This window comes from Janthinobacterium kumbetense (assembly GCF_023703445.1).
In the GTDB taxonomy this organism is placed as follows: Bacteria; Pseudomonadota; Gammaproteobacteria; order Burkholderiales; family Burkholderiaceae_D; genus Janthinobacterium; species Janthinobacterium kumbetense.
The window spans coordinates 15,919-33,750 of the sequence record NZ_JAMQGR010000011.1; the positions used below are offsets into that span (position 1 = coordinate 15,919).

15 protein-coding genes are annotated in these 17,832 nt (G+C 66.6%); 12 read left to right on the forward strand and 3 right to left on the reverse strand.

Annotated features, from left to right (window positions below; genetic code table 11):
• Positions 1-111: 111 nt before the first annotated feature.
• From tssM to NCG91_RS23285, 3 genes are read left to right on the forward strand one after another with little or no spacing between them, the layout of a single operon-like run.
• Positions 112-3,963 (forward strand): type VI secretion system membrane subunit TssM, encoded by a 3,852-nt coding sequence (gene tssM / locus NCG91_RS23275; RefSeq protein ID WP_251351376.1) that lies wholly within the window; start codon positions 112-114, stop codon positions 3,961-3,963.
• Positions 3,960-4,940 (forward strand): type VI secretion system-associated protein TagF, encoded by a 981-nt coding sequence (gene tagF / locus NCG91_RS23280; protein WP_251351377.1) that lies wholly within the window; start codon positions 3,960-3,962, stop codon positions 4,938-4,940. The genes tssM and tagF overlap by 4 nt, the downstream gene beginning before the upstream one ends.
• A gap of 9 nt (positions 4,941-4,949) precedes the next feature.
• Complete coding sequence (locus tag NCG91_RS23285; RefSeq protein ID WP_251351378.1) at positions 4,950-5,735, forward strand: OmpA family protein; 786 nt, start codon at positions 4,950-4,952, stop codon at positions 5,733-5,735.
• A 141-nt stretch (positions 5,736-5,876) separates the two neighbouring features.
• Here NCG91_RS23285 and icmH read toward each other — a convergent pair whose 3' ends face one another.
• The 3 genes from icmH to tssJ are packed head-to-tail and all read right to left on the reverse strand — an operon-like array spanning position 5,877 to position 8,682.
• Complete coding sequence (icmH, locus tag NCG91_RS23290) at positions 5,877-6,659, reverse strand: type IVB secretion system protein IcmH/DotU (protein WP_251351379.1); 783 nt, start codon at positions 6,657-6,659, stop codon at positions 5,877-5,879.
• Complete coding sequence (gene tssK / locus NCG91_RS23295; protein WP_251351381.1) at positions 6,656-8,026, reverse strand: type VI secretion system baseplate subunit TssK; 1,371 nt, start codon at positions 8,024-8,026, stop codon at positions 6,656-6,658. The genes icmH and tssK overlap by 4 nt, the downstream gene beginning before the upstream one ends.
• Positions 8,027-8,082: 56 nt before the next feature.
• Complete coding sequence (gene tssJ, locus NCG91_RS23300) at positions 8,083-8,682, reverse strand: type VI secretion system lipoprotein TssJ (RefSeq protein ID WP_251351383.1); 600 nt, start codon at positions 8,680-8,682, stop codon at positions 8,083-8,085.
• Between the two features lie 278 nt (positions 8,683-8,960).
• Between tssJ and NCG91_RS23305 the strand changes: the two genes are divergently transcribed.
• The 9 genes from NCG91_RS23305 to NCG91_RS23345 all read left to right on the forward strand — a co-directional run bounded on the left by NCG91_RS23305 (position 8,961) and on the right by NCG91_RS23345 (position 17,742).
• Positions 8,961-9,548, forward strand: coding sequence for a tetratricopeptide repeat protein (locus NCG91_RS23305; RefSeq protein WP_251351384.1), 588 nt, complete (start codon positions 8,961-8,963; stop codon positions 9,546-9,548).
• Between the two features lie 37 nt (positions 9,549-9,585).
• Complete coding sequence (tssB, locus tag NCG91_RS23310; RefSeq protein ID WP_099667123.1) at positions 9,586-10,095, forward strand: type VI secretion system contractile sheath small subunit; 510 nt, start codon at positions 9,586-9,588, stop codon at positions 10,093-10,095.
• A gap of 1 nt (position 10,096) precedes the next feature.
• Positions 10,097-11,596 (forward strand): type VI secretion system contractile sheath large subunit, encoded by a 1,500-nt coding sequence (gene tssC / locus NCG91_RS23315; protein WP_077407195.1) that lies wholly within the window; start codon positions 10,097-10,099, stop codon positions 11,594-11,596.
• A 31-nt stretch (positions 11,597-11,627) separates the two neighbouring features.
• Entirely contained in the window at positions 11,628-12,119 is a 492-nt protein-coding gene (locus NCG91_RS23320; RefSeq protein ID WP_034750126.1) for an Hcp family type VI secretion system effector, read from the forward strand.
• Between the two features lie 65 nt (positions 12,120-12,184).
• Positions 12,185-12,661 (forward strand): type VI secretion system baseplate subunit TssE, encoded by a 477-nt coding sequence (tssE, locus tag NCG91_RS23325; RefSeq protein ID WP_099667124.1) that lies wholly within the window; start codon positions 12,185-12,187, stop codon positions 12,659-12,661.
• The gene (gene tssH / locus NCG91_RS23330) at positions 12,658-15,300 is read left to right on the forward strand and encodes a type VI secretion system ATPase TssH (protein ID WP_251351385.1); all 2,643 of its coding nucleotides are present in this window, start codon (positions 12,658-12,660) and stop codon (positions 15,298-15,300) included. Before tssE ends, tssH begins: the two co-directional genes overlap by 4 nt.
• Positions 15,301-15,329: 29 nt before the next feature.
• A complete protein-coding gene (gene tssA / locus NCG91_RS23335) occupies positions 15,330-16,361 on the forward strand; it encodes a type VI secretion system protein TssA (RefSeq protein ID WP_251351386.1) in 1,032 nt (343 codons plus the stop codon).
• Between the two features lie 33 nt (positions 16,362-16,394).
• On the forward strand, positions 16,395-17,195 hold the full coding sequence (locus NCG91_RS23340; RefSeq protein ID WP_251351388.1) for a substrate-binding periplasmic protein: 801 nt from the start codon (positions 16,395-16,397) through the stop codon (positions 17,193-17,195).
• A gap of 34 nt (positions 17,196-17,229) precedes the next feature.
• Positions 17,230-17,742: a lipocalin family protein gene (locus tag NCG91_RS23345; RefSeq protein WP_251351389.1), complete on the forward strand. Its 513-nt coding sequence runs from the start codon at positions 17,230-17,232 to the stop codon at positions 17,740-17,742.
• Positions 17,743-17,832 lie beyond the last annotated feature (90 nt).

The following is a 17,832-nucleotide window of genomic DNA, read 5'->3' on the forward strand; positions in this document are numbered from 1 at the left end:
GTACTTGTCATATGTCAACAAAGGCGCGCCGCATTGCTGTCAGCATGGGCCGACTCCGCCTCGCTGCGCGGCGGCGTTCCTCCTGCTTTGCGACCTCACCCTGGGCTCATCATGCTGCGACGAATCTGGCATTTCCTCACCGACAGCCGCAATCTGACCATCCTTGGCTTCGTGGCGCTGGCCGTGTTCCTGTACCTGGGCGCCGAAGTGCTGGAAGTGGCGCTGATCTGGGCGCTGGCCTTGCTGTTGCTGGCTTTTGTCATCTGGCTGGGCCTGTGGCTGTGGCGCCGGCGCCGCGCGCGTCGCGATGCGCAGGCGCTGGGCCAGGCCATCCTCAACGAGGCCGAGATCGCCGCCGCGCAGGCGGCCTCGGCGTCGACGGCCAGCAGCACGCAGCAGGGCGAACTGGGCGCCGTGCGCACGGGCATGCTGGCCGCCATCGAAACCATCAAGACATCCAAGCTGGGCATCAAGTCGGGCGCCGCCGCCCTGTATGAATTGCCGTGGTACATGATCATCGGCAATCCGGCCGCCGGCAAGAGCAGCGCCATCCTGCATTCGGGACTGCAATTTCCCTTCGCCGACGGCAAGATCGTGCAAGGCGTGGGCGGCACGCGCAACTGCGACTGGTTTTTCACCACGGACGGCATCGTGCTCGACACGGCGGGACGCTATTCCGTCGTCGACGAGCACCGCGGCGAGTGGTTCGGCTTTCTCGACCTGCTGAAAAAATACCGGCGCAAGGCGCCCATCAACGGCATCCTCATCGCCGTCAGCATCGCCGAACTGCGCGGCGACCCCGATGTCGGCATGCAACTGGCGCGCAGCCTGCGCAAGCGCGTGCAGGACGTCATCGAACGCTTGGAAGTATTCGCGCCCCTGTACATCGTGTTTACCAAGGCGGACTTGATCGCCGGCTTCACGGAGTTTTTCGCGGATGCCGAACGCAGCGAGCGCGAACGCGTCTGGGGCGCCACCATGCCCTACCAGCGCAAGCTGCCGACGGCCGACCTGCTGGCGTTCTTCGACCAGGGTTTCGATGAATTGCACGATGGCTTGACGGAGCTGAGCCTGGCCAACATGGCGCACCGGCAACGCAAGACGATGGCGCCCGGCGTCTTCACCTTTCCGCTCGAATTCGCCGCCATCAAGCCGGCCCTGCGCGCCTTCATCGCCACCCTGTTCGAGGAAAACCCGTTCCAGTTCCAGCCCGTGTTCCGCGGCTTTTACTTTACCAGCGCGCTGCAGGAGGGCGAGCCCGTCAGTGCTTCCTCGCAGCAGGTGGCGCGCCGCTTCGACCTGGCTTTCGCGCCAGCCCCGGCCACGGTGCCATCGGGTGCGCGCCAGCATGGCTATTTCCTGCTGGAGCTGTTCCGCAAGGTCATTTTTGCCGACAAGCACCTGGTGGCCAACTATGCCAACCGCGCCAGGCTGCGCTTCAAATATGCCGTGTTCTTTGCCGCCACCGTGTCGCTGGGCGCCTGCCTGGGCGGCTGGAGCTGGTCCTACCTGGGCAACCGGCAACTGGTGGCCAACGTCGAGGCCGATCTGAACAAAGTGGTGAAGCTGCAGGAGCGGCGCCTGGACTTGCAGTCGCGCCTGGAAGCGCTGGAGATCTTGCAGGACCGCATCGAGCAGCTGGAAGCGTACCGCACGCAACGGCCCTGGTCCTTGCGCCTGGGCATGTACCAGGGCGACTTGCTCGAACGCAAGCTGCGCGAAGAGTACTTTTCCGGCGCGCGCCAGGTCATGCTCACCCCCGTGGCGGGCGCGCTGGAAGCCCTGCTGTTTGAAATGAACGCCAGCGCGGACCAGTTGCAGCCCACGGCGCGCACGCCGCAAACGCCGGCCGCCGCTTCCGTCACGCCTTCCGCCGCGCCGCGCAGCGTGCAGTACCAGGCGGCCAGCGCGACGAACGTGGAAGATGCCTACAATGCGCTGAAAACCTATCTGATGCTGGCCGATAAGTCGCATGCGGAAAGCAGCCACCTGAACGACCAGCTGACGCGCTTCTGGCGCGGCTGGCTGGAGGGCAACCGTGGCGCCATGCCGCGCGAACAGATGATACGCAGCGCCGAACGGCTGCTGACGTTTTACCTGGCGCAGGTCGGCGACCCGTCCTGGCCGCGCATCGAGCAGAAGCTGGCGCTGGTCGACCAGGCGCGCGAAAACCTGCGCCGCGTGGTGCGCGGCATGCCGGCGCGCGAGCGCGTGTATGCGGACGTGAAGGCGCGCGCCTCGACGCGCTTTCCCGGCATGACGGTGGCGCGCATCGTCGGCGAACAGGATCAGTCGCTGCTGGCGGGCAGTTACGCCGTCTCCGGCGCCTTTACGCGCCAGGCGTGGGAAAAGTTCGTCGAGGGCGCGTTTCGCGACGCCGCCAACCGCGAGCTGCAAAGCGCCGACTGGGTGCTGAAAAGCGCCTCCACTGACGACCTGACCCTGGAAGGCAGTCCGGAACAGATCGAGAAAAACCTGGTGGCCATGTACAAGGCCGATTACGCGCGCGAGTGGCAAAAATTCGTGCAGGGCGTCGCCGTCGCCGACCTGAAAGGCTTTGACGGCGCCGTGCAGGCGATGAACCGCCTGGGCGACCCGCAGTCGTCGCCGGTCGCCAGACTGCTGACGACCATTTACGAGGAAACCTCGTGGGACAACCCGGCGCTGCAAAATGCCCAGTTGCGCAAGGCCGAGCGAGGCATCGTCGCCTGGTTCAAGGAAACCGTGCTGCGCCGCGCGCCGTCGCCGCTGACGTCCAGTCCCGGTCTCAATGCGCAGCTCGACCCGGCCCGCCTGGACAAGCCCATGGGCCCCGTGGGCCGCGAATTTGCCGGCGTGGGCAAGCTGGTGGCGGCCAGGGACAACAATGCGTCCCTGATGCGCGCCTACCTGGAAGCGCTGTCGAAACTGCGCAGCCGCTTGAACCAGCTGAAGAACCAGGGCGATCCGGGGCCGGGCGCGCGCCAGTTCATGCAGCAAACCCTGGAAGGCAGCGGTTCCGAACTGGCCGACGCCCTGAAACTGGTCGACGAGCAGCTGCTCACGGGGATGAGCGACGCGCAAAAGCAGGCGATCCGCCCCATCCTCGTGCGCCCGCTGATGCAGACCTTTGCCGTCATCGTCGCGCCGGCCGAACTCGATATCAACAAGACCTGGGCGGCGCAAGTGTATGAGCCGTTCCAGAAATCGCTGGCGAACAAATATCCGTTCGCGCCCACGGCGCGCATCGAGGCGAGCAACCTGGAGATCGGCCAGTTCTTCGGCCCGGAAGGGCTGGTGGCGAAATTCGTCACGACGTCCATGGGACCGCTGGTGGTGCGGCGCGGCGACGTGCTGGCGCCGCGCACCTGGGCCGACATGGGCATCAGCCTGTCGCCGCAGGTGGTGGCGCGCTTTCCCGGCTGGATCGCGCCGCTGGGCGCGGGCGGCGTGGCGGCCACGTCGACGGCGGCGCAAACCGTGTTCCAGATCCAGCCGTCGCCCGCGCCGGGCACGCTGGAATACACGGTGGAGATCGACGGCCAGCAGCTACGCTACCGCAACACCCCGGCGCAGTGGACCAACATGGTGCATCCGGGCCCGCAGGGCGCGGCGGGCGGGCAGGGGGCGCGCATCACGGCCGTCACCTTCGACGGGCGCACGGTGGAATTGTTCAACGAGCCGGGCCAGTTCGGCTTGAAGCGCATGATCGATGCGGCGACCAAGAAGCGCAAGGATGGCGGCGTGTTCGAACTGCGCTGGGCGCGCGGCGAGGTGGCCGTGGCGGTCGACCTGAAGATCACCAGCAGCGCCGAGACGGCGGGCGCCGGCGCGGGCGGGACTGCGGCGCTGCAGGAGCAGGGCTTTCGCGGCATGCAGCTGCCCGAGACCATCGTCGGCACGCCCGGCGCTTCTGCCGCGCCCGCGCCGGCGATGGCCGCCGCTCCGGCCGTTGCTGCAGTGGCAGCGGGAGTGGCGCCATGATGCGCGCGCAACAGCAGGTGCGCCTCGGCTATTTTGGCAAGATCCCCGCGCGCGGCGATTTCATCAAGGCTTGCGACAATCACGCGCTGGTGCAGCTGCTCGACGACTGGCTGGCGCAGGTGATGACCGCCCTGACGGTGGAGCCGCGCTGGAAGCTCAATTACGACGCCTTGCCGCCGCTGCGCTTTGCCTTCGTCGGCACGCGCAGCCGGCGCGCCATCGCCGGGCGCCTGGAAGCGAGCAGCGACCAGTCGCTGCGGCGCTTTCCCTTCATGGCCATGGGCGCGCTGGAAGTCGATGACGCGGAAGCCTTTGTCGCCTGCAGCCCGCTGGTGCTGGCGCCCCTGTGGCAGCGCGTGGAGCAGCTGTCGCAAGGCATCGTGGCCAGCGCCGAACCGTTGCCGGCCCTGCTGGCGCTGGCCGGCAACGTGGTCGACATCGAACCGGCCGCGCCACGCCACGCGGCGCGCCTGGCCGCCTTTTTGCAGGCGCAGACGCTGCATGGCCTGCAGGCCATGCTGGCTTCGCCCGCGTTTCCCGTGACGGTGCGCGAATTGCTGCTGGGCCTGGGTCTGCTGCTGCGGCCCGTGCGCCAGAGCGGCTTGCCGCGCCTGGAGAAAAGCCTGGTGCTGCCGCTGCCGCAGGACGCGCAGCTGCGCGAACTGGTGGCCAGCTTCTGGCTGCATCTGATCGCGCCCTTCCTGCGCCAGGCCGATTTCGAACTGGCGCTGTTCTTTTCCCACCTCGACGAGGCGCCCGTGCTGGTGATCGGCTTTTGCGGCGCCGACCCGCACGGCTTGCGCGCGCTGATCGATCCGCAGGCCGGCTGCGAACGGCTGATCGTCTTCGACCAGCTCGACTGGGTCGAGGAGCAGCTGGGACACGATGCGGCGCTGCGCCGGTTTTCCGCCTGCCTGCAGCAGGAACAGCTGTCGCTGCGCTCGGCCTGCGCCATGTTTGCCGATACCTTTGCCTGAAGGATTGCGATGAAATCTCCCCTCATTTTCCTGCTGCCGCTGCTGCTTGCCGCCCCCCCTTGCCACACCCAGGCGCAGGCGCCCCAGACGCCGATGCCGGGGCAGATCCTCGTCACGGGCACCCTGGCCGACGAGGCGGGCAAGGCGGCCGTGCTGGCCCGCCTGCGCGAACTGTATGGCGCCGAGCGCGTGGTCGACCAGATCGCCATCGGCAACGTGGCCGTGCCGGCCAACTGGAACGGCTACGTGCAAAAGCTGATCGCGCCGAACCTGAAGCTCATTTCACGGGGACAGATCAGTATCGACGGCAACAACGTCAGCGTGCGCGGCGAAGTGGCGAACGAGGCGCAGCGCCAGCAGATCGCCAGCGACATCGCCACCAGCCTCAATCCCACCTACATCGTCAACAATGGCTTGCGGGTCAAGGCGGCCGAGGCCGAACAAGGCTTGCTCGATGCGGCGCTGGACAAGCGCATCATCGAATTCGACAGCGGCAAGGCGTCCATCACGCCGGCCGGCCTGGCCATCCTCGACGAGATGGCGGCCGCCATGCTCAGGCTGCGGGGCCGCAAGGTGGAGGTGATCGGCCACACGGACGACACGGGCCTGCGCGCCAGCAATGTGGCCCTGAGCCAGGCGCGCGCCGAAGCCGTGCGCGCCTACCTGGCCGGCAAGGGCGTCGTCGCCGACTCGGTGCTGGTGTCGGGCCAGGGGCCGGACCGCCCCGTGGCCAGCAACGCCACGGCCGATGGCCGGGCGAGAAACCGGCGCATCGAGTTCCGTATTGCGCAATAGATTGGCTTGACACCTCACAGAACCGTAGCGAGCGGATGAGAGTTGTGGCCGAGAAGCGCAGGTGTGCGAATGCACGGGGACGCCGAGTCATTGAGCATCGCAGGCCGCAAATCTCGACGCGCAGTAGGTTCTGTGAGGTGTTCAGGGCAGGGTGATTGTCAGGTGCGCGGGGCGCGGCGCCAGCTTGACCAGGTCCGCATACGCGGCCAGGGTCGTTTGCGTGCCGCGCGTCAGATGCGTTTTCAGGCCCAGGTAGGCGCAGATGGCCAGCAGGGCGAAAAAGCTCGACAGCGCCCACAGCGGCACGTCGCTGCCGCGTTTGTTGATCACCTGGTCGGGGCGTTCCGCGCGCGGCGCGAAGCCGCGGCTCTTGCCCTTGATGTGGGCGATTTCATCGCCCAGGCGCGCCGTCAGGTAGCTGAGTTTTTCGCCGCCGTCGATCGCATACTTGCCCTGGAATCCCAGCAACAGGCACATATGGAAGACCTGCAGCGCCTGCACGCGCATGGCGCCCTTGCCGCGCAGGGCGTCGAGGCGGTCGAAAAAATGTTCGCCGGCCAGCTGGTCGCCGAAGATCAGCAGCTGCAGCGGGCGCCGCTCCCACTGCTTGCGCAGCGTGAAGGGCGAGGCCAGGATGATTTCATCGACGGCCGCGCAGAACGCATATTTGGCCGCCTCGATGTCGTCGCCGTCGGCGCGGATCTTTTTCGCCTCGCGTTCGAAGTCGTCGAGGAAGGCCGTGATGCGCTCCATGAAGCCTTGCTCGTCACCGGGCGCCGAACCGTGCTTCAGCATGAACAGCATGTAAAAGCCTTCATGCATCAGGTCCAGCAGGGCGCTGCCGGCATGGCGGGCGCCGGCAGGGACGGGGCCGCGTGGTCCCAGCAGGGAAGGCGCCGCGCGCCGTTCGATGAGCTGGCTCATGCCGTCACCGCGATCAGTTCCAGCTGCAGGTCGCGTATGCCGGCCGGCACGTACACGGAAATCGACTGCGCCTTGAGCATCTGCTCGTACAGCGCGCCGCGGTTTTCAATCGCAAAATAATAGGTGTCGGGCCGTACGGGAATGGCCGCCGGCACTTGCGGCGCATGCGACAATTTCAGGCCGGGCATAGCCGTGAGCACGCATTTTTCCACGTCGTCGGGCGCGCCCACCTTCACGCGCAGCGGCACCACGTCCACCAGTTCGATGGCCGGCATGGCGGCGCGGATCGCCAGGTACAAGGTGGTGTGCTGGTCGATCTTGCCCGAATCGAGCTTGCCCAGGTAGTACGACGGCTGTTCTTCCAGCAGGGCGATGGAAAAATACTTCGACGAGATGACGGTGTCGAGCAGTTCGCGGATGATGCCGTCGATGGCGTCGAAGCAGGCGCCCGGCTGCGCGTGGTCGTAGGCGGGCAGGCTGGCCAGCGTGTAATGCTTGGAGTAGCTGAGCAGGCCGCCCGCCAGGCCCAGCAGCGCCTCGTACAGGCGCTCCGGATGCAGGGCCGGATGGCGCACGTAATGCATCAGCGCGGCGGCGGCCGTGCTGACCGTGTGCAGCAGCCAGAACGAGGACACGTCGCCGGAGCGGAACTCGATCACGTTGCGGCTCGGTTCCCGGTGGTGGCCGTGCAGCGCGCTCACTTTCGCCTGCAAGGCGTCGAGCAGGTGTTCCAGCACGCCCCGCAGGCGCGGCGCGCCGGCGATCGCCAGGCTGGGCGCCATGAACGAGGGCACGGGCTCGAAGCCGCCCGACACCGTGCGCCGCAGGGCGATCAGCGGCAGGCAGTCGTAGGAGCCGCGCGCCTCGCTGTCGGGAATCAGGCGCACGCTCTTCTTCAGGTAGGCCACGTCGGCCACGGCGGACTCCGTGAACAGGTCGGGCGTGGCGCGCAGCGCGTGCGCAAAGCGCGTGGCCGCCGGCGTGCCCGCCGTTGACGCCTGCGCCGTGTAATTCATGCCTTCGCCGTTCAGGATGGGCAGCGCCGCGTAATACGTCACTTCCTGCACCGCCGGCGGCAGCGCTTCCAGGTCCACGGGCGGGGGCAGGGTATCGCTGCCCGGTGCGCCGTCGCCCAGCGCCTCGAACACTTCGCCGTCGCGGAAGATCGCCGACAGCGCTTGCAGGCGCAAGGTGCCCGTCTTCAGCGCCGCCAGGTCCCATTCCATGTGCGCCACGCCCCACAGGTAGGGATGCAGCGCGCTGGCCGTGTGATGCAGGCGCGCTTCGTGATATTGATCCTGGCGCTGGAAATGCTGCGGCCGCAGGAACAGGCCCTCTCCCCACAAGATTTTCGCTGCCATGCCCATTGCGTTTCTCCTTGAATGTGTGGTGTGCCGCTGCCGCCGCTGTCGCCGTTACTGCGTTAGCGGCAGCGCAGGGTGGACAGCGGCGCCATGCCGCCGTCTATGCCGGCCACGCTGAGCGCGCAGGCGTGCAGGCCGACGGTGATGCCGCCGCGTTCCGCGTCGGCGGCGGCAAAGGTGGCGCGCCAGCGCTGCGCCGCAGGCGCGCGGAACAGGGCCACGACGCCGATGAAATACGCTTCCTTGCTGACTTTTTCCTGCACCTCGTAGCGCTGGCCCGGCACCAGCAGCACTTCCTTCACTTCCATCAGGTCGGCGCCCAGCGCCGTCTTTTCGCGCTGCGTGTCGAGGAAGCTGTCGTACGGCGCCTGCTCGAAGGCGGCGCTCTGGCGCAGCTTGTAGATGCGCGCCACCAGCGCCAGCGGCCGGCCGTCGGCATCCGTGTTGAGGCGCTGCGCCGCATGCAGGCGGATGCTGACGTTGCGCGGCGGCTTTTGCGCGTCGGGCAGTTCGGGCGGCGGCTTGGCCGCGCCGGCCATCTGCAGCGCCGCGTTGGCCAGGGTGCCGATGGCGCCGCCCGCACAGCCGGCCAGCGGCAACGCCAGCAGCAGTAGCGCGGCGGTGCGGGCCAGGCGGCGGAGCGGGGCGTCAAATGGCATGGCTGCTCTTTGCAAAGTGAAGAATGGAAATAAATGTGCTGCAGTCATTTAAACGCATGCAGGGGCGACCTACTTGCGTTGGCGCAAAATCAGTCAGCGATCAAGACAATTACTGCGCCAGATCAGGTTTCATGTCGCTGTACGCGGCTGTGATGTGGAACTTCTTCTTTGCTGATTAATCTCAATCTGGCAAAAAAATTGGCGATCAATAATGGCCTCCACCAAGGCGCCGCCCATCTTTCCCAGCGGTAGCGTCCTCCACGTGAAGGAATGCCCCGATGAAGCCAGCCACCGTGTTGCCCCGTATTGCCTGCCTCGCCAGTGCCTTGCTGCTGGCCGCCTGCGCCTCGCCGGACCAGCCGGCGCCCAAGAAACCTGCCGCGCCGACCCTGGCGCAAGTGATGAGCGACGCCGATGCGGCGGCGCGCGCCGGCCAGTACGAGCGGGCCATGACCCTGCTCAAGGGCGGCGGCAGCAGCTACCCCGCCGACAAGGCGCCGTGGCTGCAAATGGCGCAGATGAAGTTCGACCGCGGCCAGTACGGCGACGCCATCGGCCATGCGCTCGAAGCGCTGGAGCGCGACCCGGACGACAAGGTCGCCAACAGCATCGTCGCCGTCAGCGGCTTGCGCCTGTCCGGCAAGGCGCTGGCCGACCTGTCGCGGCAAAACAATCTGAACGGCTCGCTGCGCTCGGAAGCGCAGGACCTGGCCAAGCTGCTGCGCGCGAGCATCGGCGAAGACGTGCTGGTGCCGCCGGCCAAGCGTCCGCCGGCGGCCGGCAAGCGCGCCGCCGGTTCCGGCACGCCGGCGGCGAAGGGCGCGGCGCAAGGCAGCGCGGCCGACCCGTTCAGCGGCCTGAAATAAGCCGGCATCCCCACCATCTCCTTGCAAAGGAAGCGACATGCCCAAGTCCGACAGCGTGCAAAAACGCCTGAAGCAGATACGCGCGCCGCGCGTGCAAATGACCTACGACGTCGAAATCGGCGACGCGATTGAAAACAAGGAGCTGCCCTTCGTGGTCGGCGTGCTGGGCGACTTTGGCGGCAATCCGGACAGCGAAAAAAAGCGCCTGAAGGACCGCAAGTTCGTCGCCCTCGACCGCGACAACTTCGACGAAGTGCTGGCCGGCGTGGAGCCGGTGGCCCGTTTCGCCGTGCCGAACCGCCTCGGCGAGGCGGGCGGCACGTTTGCCGTCGACCTGCACTTCCGCTCGATGGACGACTTCCGCCCGGAATCGGTGGTGCGCCAGGTCGACCCCTTGCGCAAGCTGCTCGAGGCGCGCACCAAGCTGGCCGACCTGCGCAACAAGCTGGCCGGCAACGACAAGCTGGAAGACTTGCTGACGGAAGTGCTGAACAACACGGACAGCCTGGCCACCCTGAAACCGCAGTTCCCAGCGCAGGAGGATTGAGATGAGCGCCCAGGCAGAAGCCCCAGAATCCCTCGCTGTATCCGCACCCGATGCGCCGGCCGCCACCGACTTGCTGGACCAGATCGTCGAGCAAAGCCGCGTCGCCAAGTCCGGCGCCGAACATGCGCGCGCGCGCGACCTGATCTCGGAACTGGTGGCGCAGGTGCTCGACGGCACGGTGCTGATGTCCAGCAGCCTGTCGGCCACGCTGGATGCGCGCGTGGCGGAAATCGACCGCCTGATTTCCGCCCAGCTCAGCGAAATCATGCACGCGGCGCCGTTCCAGCAGCTCGAACAAAGCTGGACGGGACTGCGCTACCTGGTCGGCAATTCCGATACGGGCACGCGCCTGCAGATCCGCATGTTCAACGCCACCAAGCGCGAACTGGTGAAGGATTTCCAGGCCGCGCTGGAGTTCGACCAGAGCAGCATGTTCAAGAAGGTCTACGAAGAGGAATTCGGCACCTTCGGCGGCGCGCCGTTCGCCGCGCTGCTGGGCGACTTCGCCATCTCGCGCCAGCCGGAAGACATGTATTTCGTCGAACAGATGTCGCACATCGCCGCCGCCGCGCATGCGCCATTCATCGCCTCGGCCGCGCCGGAACTGTTTGGCCTGGAAAGCTACGGCGACCTGGGCAAGCCGCGCGACCTGGCCAAGGTGTTCGACACCATCGAGTACGCGAAATGGAAAGCCTTCCGCGAATCCGAGGATGCGCGCTATGTGGGCCTGACCTTGCCCCGCTTCCTGGGCCGGTTGCCGTTCAATCCCGTCGACGGCACCACGGTGGAAGGTTTCAATTTTGTCGAGGAAGTCGACGGCAGCGACCATCACAAATACCTGTGGTGTAACGCCGCGTATGCGTTCGGCTGCAAGCTGACGCGCGCCTTTGCCGACTACGGCTGGTGCGCCGCCATCCGCGGCGTGGAGGGCGGCGGCCTGGTGGACGACCTGCCGACCCACACCTTCAAGACGGACGAGGGCGACGTGGCCCTGAAATGCCCGGCCGAAGTGGCGATCACCGACCGCCGCGAAAAGGAATTGAGCGACCTGGGCTTCATCTCGCTGGTGCACTGCAAGAACACGGCGTATGCGGCGTTCTTCGGCGCGCAGTCGGCGCAGAAAAGCCGCAAGTACAACAGCGACGCGGCCAACGCGAATGCGGTGCTGTCGTCGCAGCTGCAGTACATCTTTGCCGTCTCGCGCATCGCCCATTACATGAAGGCCATGATGCGCGACAAGATCGGCAGCTTTGCCGCCGCCTCCAACGTGGAGGATTTTTTGAACCGCTGGCTGATGCAGTACGTGCTGCTCGACGATAACGCCAGCCAGGAACAGAAGGCGCAGTTCCCCCTGCGCGAAGCGTCCGTGCAGGTGCATGAAGTGCCGGGCCGGCCCGGCGTGTACCGCGCCGTGTCCTTCCTGCGGCCGCACTTCCAGCTCGATGAATTATCCGTTTCGCTCCGACTGGTCGCGGAGTTGCCGAAGTCGACCAATTCCTGATCCACCTCTCTTTCAACCACAGGAGCACACCATGGCAATCGATGTATATCTGCAGATAGACGGCATCAAGGGCGAGTCCACCGATGACAAGCACAAGGACTGGATCGAGTGCAAATCGGTCAGCTGGAGCGTCGAGCAGCCGAAGTCCGCCACCGCGTCGACGGGCGGCGGCCACACGGCCGAACGCTGCGAGCACAAGGACATCGTCATTTCCAAGCTGGCCGACCTGGCCTCGCCGGTGCTGCTGCAGACCTGCTCGGCCGGCAAGACCATCCCCAAGGCGCGCTTCGAATTCATGCGCGCCGACGGCCAGGGCGAGCGCGTCAAATACTTTGAAATCGAAATCGAGAATGTGCTGATCGGCGCCGTCACGCCGAACGTGGAAGAGGGCGACATCCTCGGTGAACACGTCGGCTTCAAGTTCTCGAAGGTGAAGTGGAAATACACGCAGCAAAAAGTGACGGGCGGCGCCGGCGGCAATACCTCGGGCGGCTGGGACCTGGCCGCGAACCGCGTGGCTTGATCCATCCTCGCGCGGCGCGCGGCGGCTACCTGCGCCTGCGCCGCGCCGACTTTTCAGGAGAGCGCATGGACAGTTATGTACCTGGCCTGTTCGACCGCCTGATGGGCGATGGCGGTGCGGCGGCGGGCGGCGTGGCGCCGCGCCTGTCGCTGGAACAATTGAAGGATGCGGTGGCGCGCGACCTGGAAGAGCTGCTCAATACGCGCGTGGCCCTGCCGCCCGGCGCGCTCGACGCCTATCCGGAATGCGCGGCGTCCATCGTCAACTATGGCTTGATCGATTTCGCCGGCATGTGTTTGTCCAGCAGCGACGACCGCGCCCGCATCTGCGCCGCGCTGAAGGCCGCCATCGAACGCCACGAGCCGCGCCTGCGCAATGTGCGCGCCCGCCTGGAACGGGAAGCGGGCGCCATCAACCGGGTCGGCTTCGTCATCAGCGGCACCCTGGCCGTGAGGTCCGGTGGCGAGACGGTCAATTTCGACGCCGTGCTGCAGCCGTCGTCGCTGCGTTACTCGATCAACCGCAAGGGAGCCGCCGCATGAGCAACAACTTGAAAACCCTGATCGCCAAGCTGAATGACACGGCGCGCACGGCCGCCACCCGCGCCGCCGCCATCTGCGTGGGACTGGGCCAGTATGAAGTCGATATCGAACACCTGTTCCTGGCGCTGCTGGAGCAGGAGCGCAGCGATTTCGTCACCATCGCGCGGCGCAGCGAAATCAGCCTGACGGCGCTGGAGGCTGACCTGCGCCGCGAGATCGGCGGCTTCCGCACGGGCAGCGCGCGCACGCCCGTGTTTTCGCCCCATTTGCCGCTGCTGTTCGAACACGCCTGGCTGATCGCCTCGCTGGACACGGCGCAGCCAGGCCCCATCCGCAGCCGCCATCTGCTGTTGGCGCTGCTGACGGAGCCGGAACTGTCGCAGCTCGCGTACCGCGGCTCGAAGCTGTTCGCCCGCTTCAGCGTGGAGCAATTGAAGCACCATCCGGACAAGCTCACGGCCGGCTCAGGCGAGGAGGAAAGCGCTGGCGTGCCGCGGCTTTCCGCCACCGGCGACGATCCTGTTGTTAGTCTGGCCAGCAAAACCCCGGCGCTGGACCAGTTCACCACCGACCTGACGCAGCTGGCGCGCGACGGCAAGCTCGATCCCGTGATCGGCCGCGAGGCGGAGATACGCCAGGCCGTCGACATCCTGCTGCGCCGGCGCCAGAACAATCCTATTTTGACGGGCGAGGCGGGCGTGGGCAAGACGGCCGTGGTGGAAGGCCTGGCCTTGCGCATCGCCGCCGGCGACGTGCCCGAGGTGCTGCAGGGCGCGCGCATCCACGCGCTCGACATGGGCTTGCTGCAGGCCGGCGCCAGCGTGAAGGGAGAATTCGAAAGCCGTTTAAAAAATGTCATCGACGAGGTGACGAAAAGCCCGCACCCGGTCATCCTCTTCATCGACGAGGCGCATACGATGATCGGCGCCGGCGCCCAGGCGGGGCAGAACGATGCGGCCAATCTGCTCAAACCGGCGCTGGCGCGCGGCGCCCTGCGCACCATCGCCGCCACCACCTGGAGCGAATACAAGAAGTATTTTGAAAAGGATGCGGCGCTGGCGCGGCGCTTCCAGGTGGTGAAGGTGGAAGAGCCCAGCGAAGACATCGCCTGCGCCATGCTGCGCGCCATGGCGCCGCTGATGGAGCGCCATTTCGGCATCCGCGTGCGCGACGCGGCCATCGTCGAGGCGGTGCGCCTGTCGCACCGCTACATCAGCGGGCGCCAGTTGCCCGACAAGGCCATCGGCGTGCTCGATACGGCGTGCGCCAAGGTGGCGCTGGGCCAGCGCGCCACGCCGGCGCAGCTGGAAAACGCGCACCGGCGCCAGGAGCGCGTCGGCGCGGAAATCGCCGCCCTGGCCCGCGAGGCGGCCGATGGCGAAGTGCCCGATAAAGCCGGCGCCGCGCGCCTGGCGCAGTTGCGGCGCGAGCATGACGAAGGGCAGGCGGCGGTCGCGGCGCTGGCGCAGCGCTGGGAGCGCGAAAAGGCGCTGGTGGCGCAGATCGGCGAGCTGCGCGCGCAGCTGCGCGGCGAGCGGCCGGGCGAGATCGGCGCGGCGCGCCTGCTGGCGCTGAAGGAAGAGCTGGCGGTTCTGCAGGGCGACGCGCCGCTGTCTCCGCTGGAAGTCGATGCGCAGGTGGTGGCCGGCATCGTCGCCGGCTGGACCGGCATCCCGCTGGGGAAAATGCTCAAGGACGACATCCGCACGGTGCTGACCCTGGACGGCGCGCTGCGCGAACGGGTGCTGGGACAGGACCACGTCATCGAGGCCGTGGCGCAGCGCGTGCGCACGGCGCGCGCCAGCCTGGACGACCCGGACAAGCCGCAAGCCGTGTTCCTGTTCACGGGGCCGTCCGGCACGGGCAAGACGGAAACGGCGCTGGCGCTGGCCGACTTGCTGTATGGCGGCGAGCGCAAGCTCATCAGCATCAACATGAGCGAGTACCAGGAAGCGCACAGCGTGGCCGGCCTGAAAGGCTCGCCGCCCGGCTATGTCGGCTATGGCGAAGGCGGCGTGCTGACGGAAGCCGTGCGGCGCCAGCCCTACAGCGTGGTGCTGCTCGACGAGGCGGAAAAGGCCCATCCCGACGTGCTGGAATTGTTCTTCCAGGTGTTCGACAAGGGCGTGCTCGATGATGCGGAAGGGCGCGAAGTCGATTTTCGCAACACCATCATCATCGCCACCTCGAACCTGGGTTCTGGCGCGATGATGGCCGCCTGCCTGAACCGGGCGTCACAGGACTTGCCCACGCCGGCCGCGCTGGAAGAACTGGTGCGACCGCAGCTGGTGGCGCACTTCAAGCCGGCCTTGCTGGGGCGCCTGAAGGTGCTGCCCTTCTATCCCCTGAATGACGCGGTGCTGGCCGAGATCATCGCCCTGAAGCTGGCGCGCATCGGCGCGCGTATCGCGCGCAACCACCAGGCGCAGTTCAGCCATGACGCGGGCCTGGTCGACGCCGTGCTGGCGCGCTGCACCGAGGTCGATTCGGGCGCGCGCAACGTCGACCAGATACTCAATGGCAGCCTGCTGCCGGCGATCGCCGAAGCGGTGCTGGCGCGCATGGCCGCGGGCGAGCCGGTCGCGTCGATACGCGTCAGCGCGAACAAGCAGGGGCAGTTCAAATACACCATCAAGTAACGTCGTCAAATAACCCCGCGGAGAGCGCCATGTTCAATCTGGAGCAGTTGCTGCACCCCGTCAGCGCCGTCAGCCCCTGCGGCGACGACCTCACCTTCAGCCAGGAGCTCGACGCCATCGCGCGCGCGCGCCAGCACGACGACCCGAGCCTGGACCAGGGCGAGTGGGTGACGGCGCTGAAGGAAGCCGACTGGCCCTTCGTGGCGACGCGCTGCGAACAGCTGATCGCGGCGCGCAGCAAGGATTTGCGCATGGCCGTGTGGCTGGCCGAGGCGCACGCGAAGACGCGCCATTTCCGTGGCCTGGGCGATGGCTACGCGCTGCTGGCCGGCCTGTGCGAACGTTACTGGGATGGCCTGTATCCGCCGGCGGAAGAGGGCGACCAGGAACAGCGCATCGGCAATGTCTTCTGGCTGCTGTCGCGCACGCCGCAACTGCTGCGCGAGATCCCGCTGACCGAAGGCGCCGACGGCCTGTATTCGCTGCAGGATTTCGATGCGGCGCGCCAGCGCGCGGCCGCCGGCGTAGCGCAGGGCGCGGCCGATCAGGGCTGGGGCGACGGGCGCCACGACGAAGGGGCAACCCTGGCGCAGATGGAGGCGGCGCGGCAAAGGAACACGCGGGCCTTTTCCGACGGCTTGCTGGCCGATGCGCAGTACTGCATGCAGTCGCTGCTGGCGTTCGAGCGCAGCGTCGATGCGCGTTTCGGCGCCGACGGTCCGAGTTTCCGCGCCGCGCGCGAAGCGCTGGAAAACGCCATTCATTTCATCGCGCCGCTGTCGCCTGGCGCGGATTTTATCGGTGCGCCGCCCGCCGCCGGCCAGGCCGCCGGCGAGGGCGGCGGCGCCATCGTGCAGCGCCAGCAGGCGCTGGCCCAGCTGCGCCAGGTGGCCGATTTCTTCCGCCGCACGGAGCCGCACAGCCCTGTCGCCTACCTGGCCGAGAAGGCCGCCAGCTGGGGCGATCTGCCGCTGCACCTGTGGCTGCGCGCCGTCGTGAAGGATGCCAATACCCTGGCGCAGCTCGATGACATGCTGGGCACGAACAGTGCAAACGGGTGATGGCGCTGGCCCCTTCCATGCTACTCTTCGGGCATGTCCAGAATGCTCATCTTGCCTGCCGCGCTATGCCTGTTCATCGCCGCCGGCGCGCGGGCCGGCACTGCGGTGCCGCTGGTGATTTACGGCGACGACGACTATCCGCCGTACTCCTACGTTGAAAACGGCCAGCTGAAAGGCATTTATACGGAGATCGTGCGCGAAGCGGCGCAATCGATGCCGCAGTATGCGGTGCAGCTGCGCCCCGTGCCCTGGAAGCGGGGCTTGCTGATGCTGCAGACGGGCGAGGCCTTCGCCCTGTATCCGCCGTATTCCTGGCGCAGCGAGCGGCCGTATGTGCGCTATTCCGTGCCGCTGCTGATGGAACAGCTGGTGGTGCTGTGCAACCAGGACGTGCTGGCCAGGCGCAAGCTGCGGCAATGGCCCGCCGATTACGGCGGCCTGCACATCGGCGTGAACGCCGGTTTCCTGCCGGGCGACGCGGGGTTGATGGCGTCCCTGCGCGCTGAAAAAATCGTGCTCGGTCCTGCCAAGGGCACGCGCACGAATTTGCTCAAGCTGATGCGCGGACGCATCGATTGCTATGTCAGCGACCGCCTGTCGGCGCAGTGGGAATTGCAGCGCATCCGGCGCGAGGGGCCGCCGGGCACGCCGATGCAGGCAATCGAGGAAACGGCGCAGCTGGCCAGCCAGCAAGGCCACCTGGGTTTTACGGCGCAACGGCCTGTCGCCTATCCTTATCGCGATGACTTTATCGCACAATTCAATGCGGCCATCGTGCGCATGCAAAATAGCGGCGCGATCCGCCGCATCGTCGACCGGGCATTGCAACCCTGACGTTGCCACCCTGATTCACCCGATGGAGAAGACCATGAAAAAATTGCTGTTTCTGAGTGTGCTCGTGCTGGCCGGCTGCGTGGGCCGCCCCGACAATATTGTGCCTGTCAGTCACTTCGACACGACCCGCTATCTGGGCAAATGGTATGAGATCGCGCGCCTCGACCACTCGTTCGAGCGGGGCCTGAGCCAGGTGACGGCCGATTACAGCCTGCGCCAGGATGGCGGCCTGAAAGTGCTCAACCGCGGCTACAAGGATGCGGATGCGAAGTGGAAGGAAGCGGAAGGCAAGGCGTATTTCGTGGACAAGAAAGACGTGGGCTACCTGAAAGTGTCGTTTTTCGGCCCCTTCTATGGTTCCTACATCGTCTTCGACCTCGACCAGCAAAATTACAGCTATTCCATGATCAGCGGCCCCGACAAGTCGTACTTCTGGCTGTTGTCGCGCACGCCCACCATGGACCCTGCCTTGCAGCAACGCCTGATCGAGAAAGCCGGCGGCCTGGGTTTTGACACGTCAAAATTGATCTATGTGAAGCAAAACTGACCTTGCTTGCCTGCCGCCCGTTCGTGGCGGCATAGCGCCTTCTGGTTGTTGCTTTTCTGCATGTTATTTCTTGCAATACCACTCTGATTC

Coding starts and splice junctions, on each gene's coding strand:
- tssM (WP_251351376.1), top strand. CDS start 112: ATGCTGCGACGAATCTGGCATTTCCTCACCGACAGCCGCAATCTGACC.
- tagF (WP_251351377.1), top strand. CDS start 3,960: ATGATGCGCGCGCAACAGCAGGTGCGCCTCGGCTATTTTGGCAAGATC.
- NCG91_RS23285 (WP_251351378.1), top strand. CDS start 4,950: ATGAAATCTCCCCTCATTTTCCTGCTGCCGCTGCTGCTTGCCGCCCCC.
- icmH (WP_251351379.1), bottom strand. CDS start 6,659: ATGAGCCAGCTCATCGAACGGCGCGCGGCGCCTTCCCTGCTGGGACCA.
- tssK (WP_251351381.1), bottom strand. CDS start 8,026: ATGGGCATGGCAGCGAAAATCTTGTGGGGAGAGGGCCTGTTCCTGCGG.
- tssJ (WP_251351383.1), bottom strand. CDS start 8,682: ATGCCATTTGACGCCCCGCTCCGCCGCCTGGCCCGCACCGCCGCGCTA.
- NCG91_RS23305 (WP_251351384.1), top strand. CDS start 8,961: ATGAAGCCAGCCACCGTGTTGCCCCGTATTGCCTGCCTCGCCAGTGCC.
- tssB (WP_099667123.1), top strand. CDS start 9,586: ATGCCCAAGTCCGACAGCGTGCAAAAACGCCTGAAGCAGATACGCGCG.
- tssC (WP_077407195.1), top strand. CDS start 10,097: ATGAGCGCCCAGGCAGAAGCCCCAGAATCCCTCGCTGTATCCGCACCC.
- NCG91_RS23320 (WP_034750126.1), top strand. CDS start 11,628: ATGGCAATCGATGTATATCTGCAGATAGACGGCATCAAGGGCGAGTCC.
- tssE (WP_099667124.1), top strand. CDS start 12,185: ATGGACAGTTATGTACCTGGCCTGTTCGACCGCCTGATGGGCGATGGC.
- tssH (WP_251351385.1), top strand. CDS start 12,658: ATGAGCAACAACTTGAAAACCCTGATCGCCAAGCTGAATGACACGGCG.
- tssA (WP_251351386.1), top strand. CDS start 15,330: ATGTTCAATCTGGAGCAGTTGCTGCACCCCGTCAGCGCCGTCAGCCCC.
- NCG91_RS23340 (WP_251351388.1), top strand. CDS start 16,395: ATGTCCAGAATGCTCATCTTGCCTGCCGCGCTATGCCTGTTCATCGCC.
- NCG91_RS23345 (WP_251351389.1), top strand. CDS start 17,230: ATGAAAAAATTGCTGTTTCTGAGTGTGCTCGTGCTGGCCGGCTGCGTG.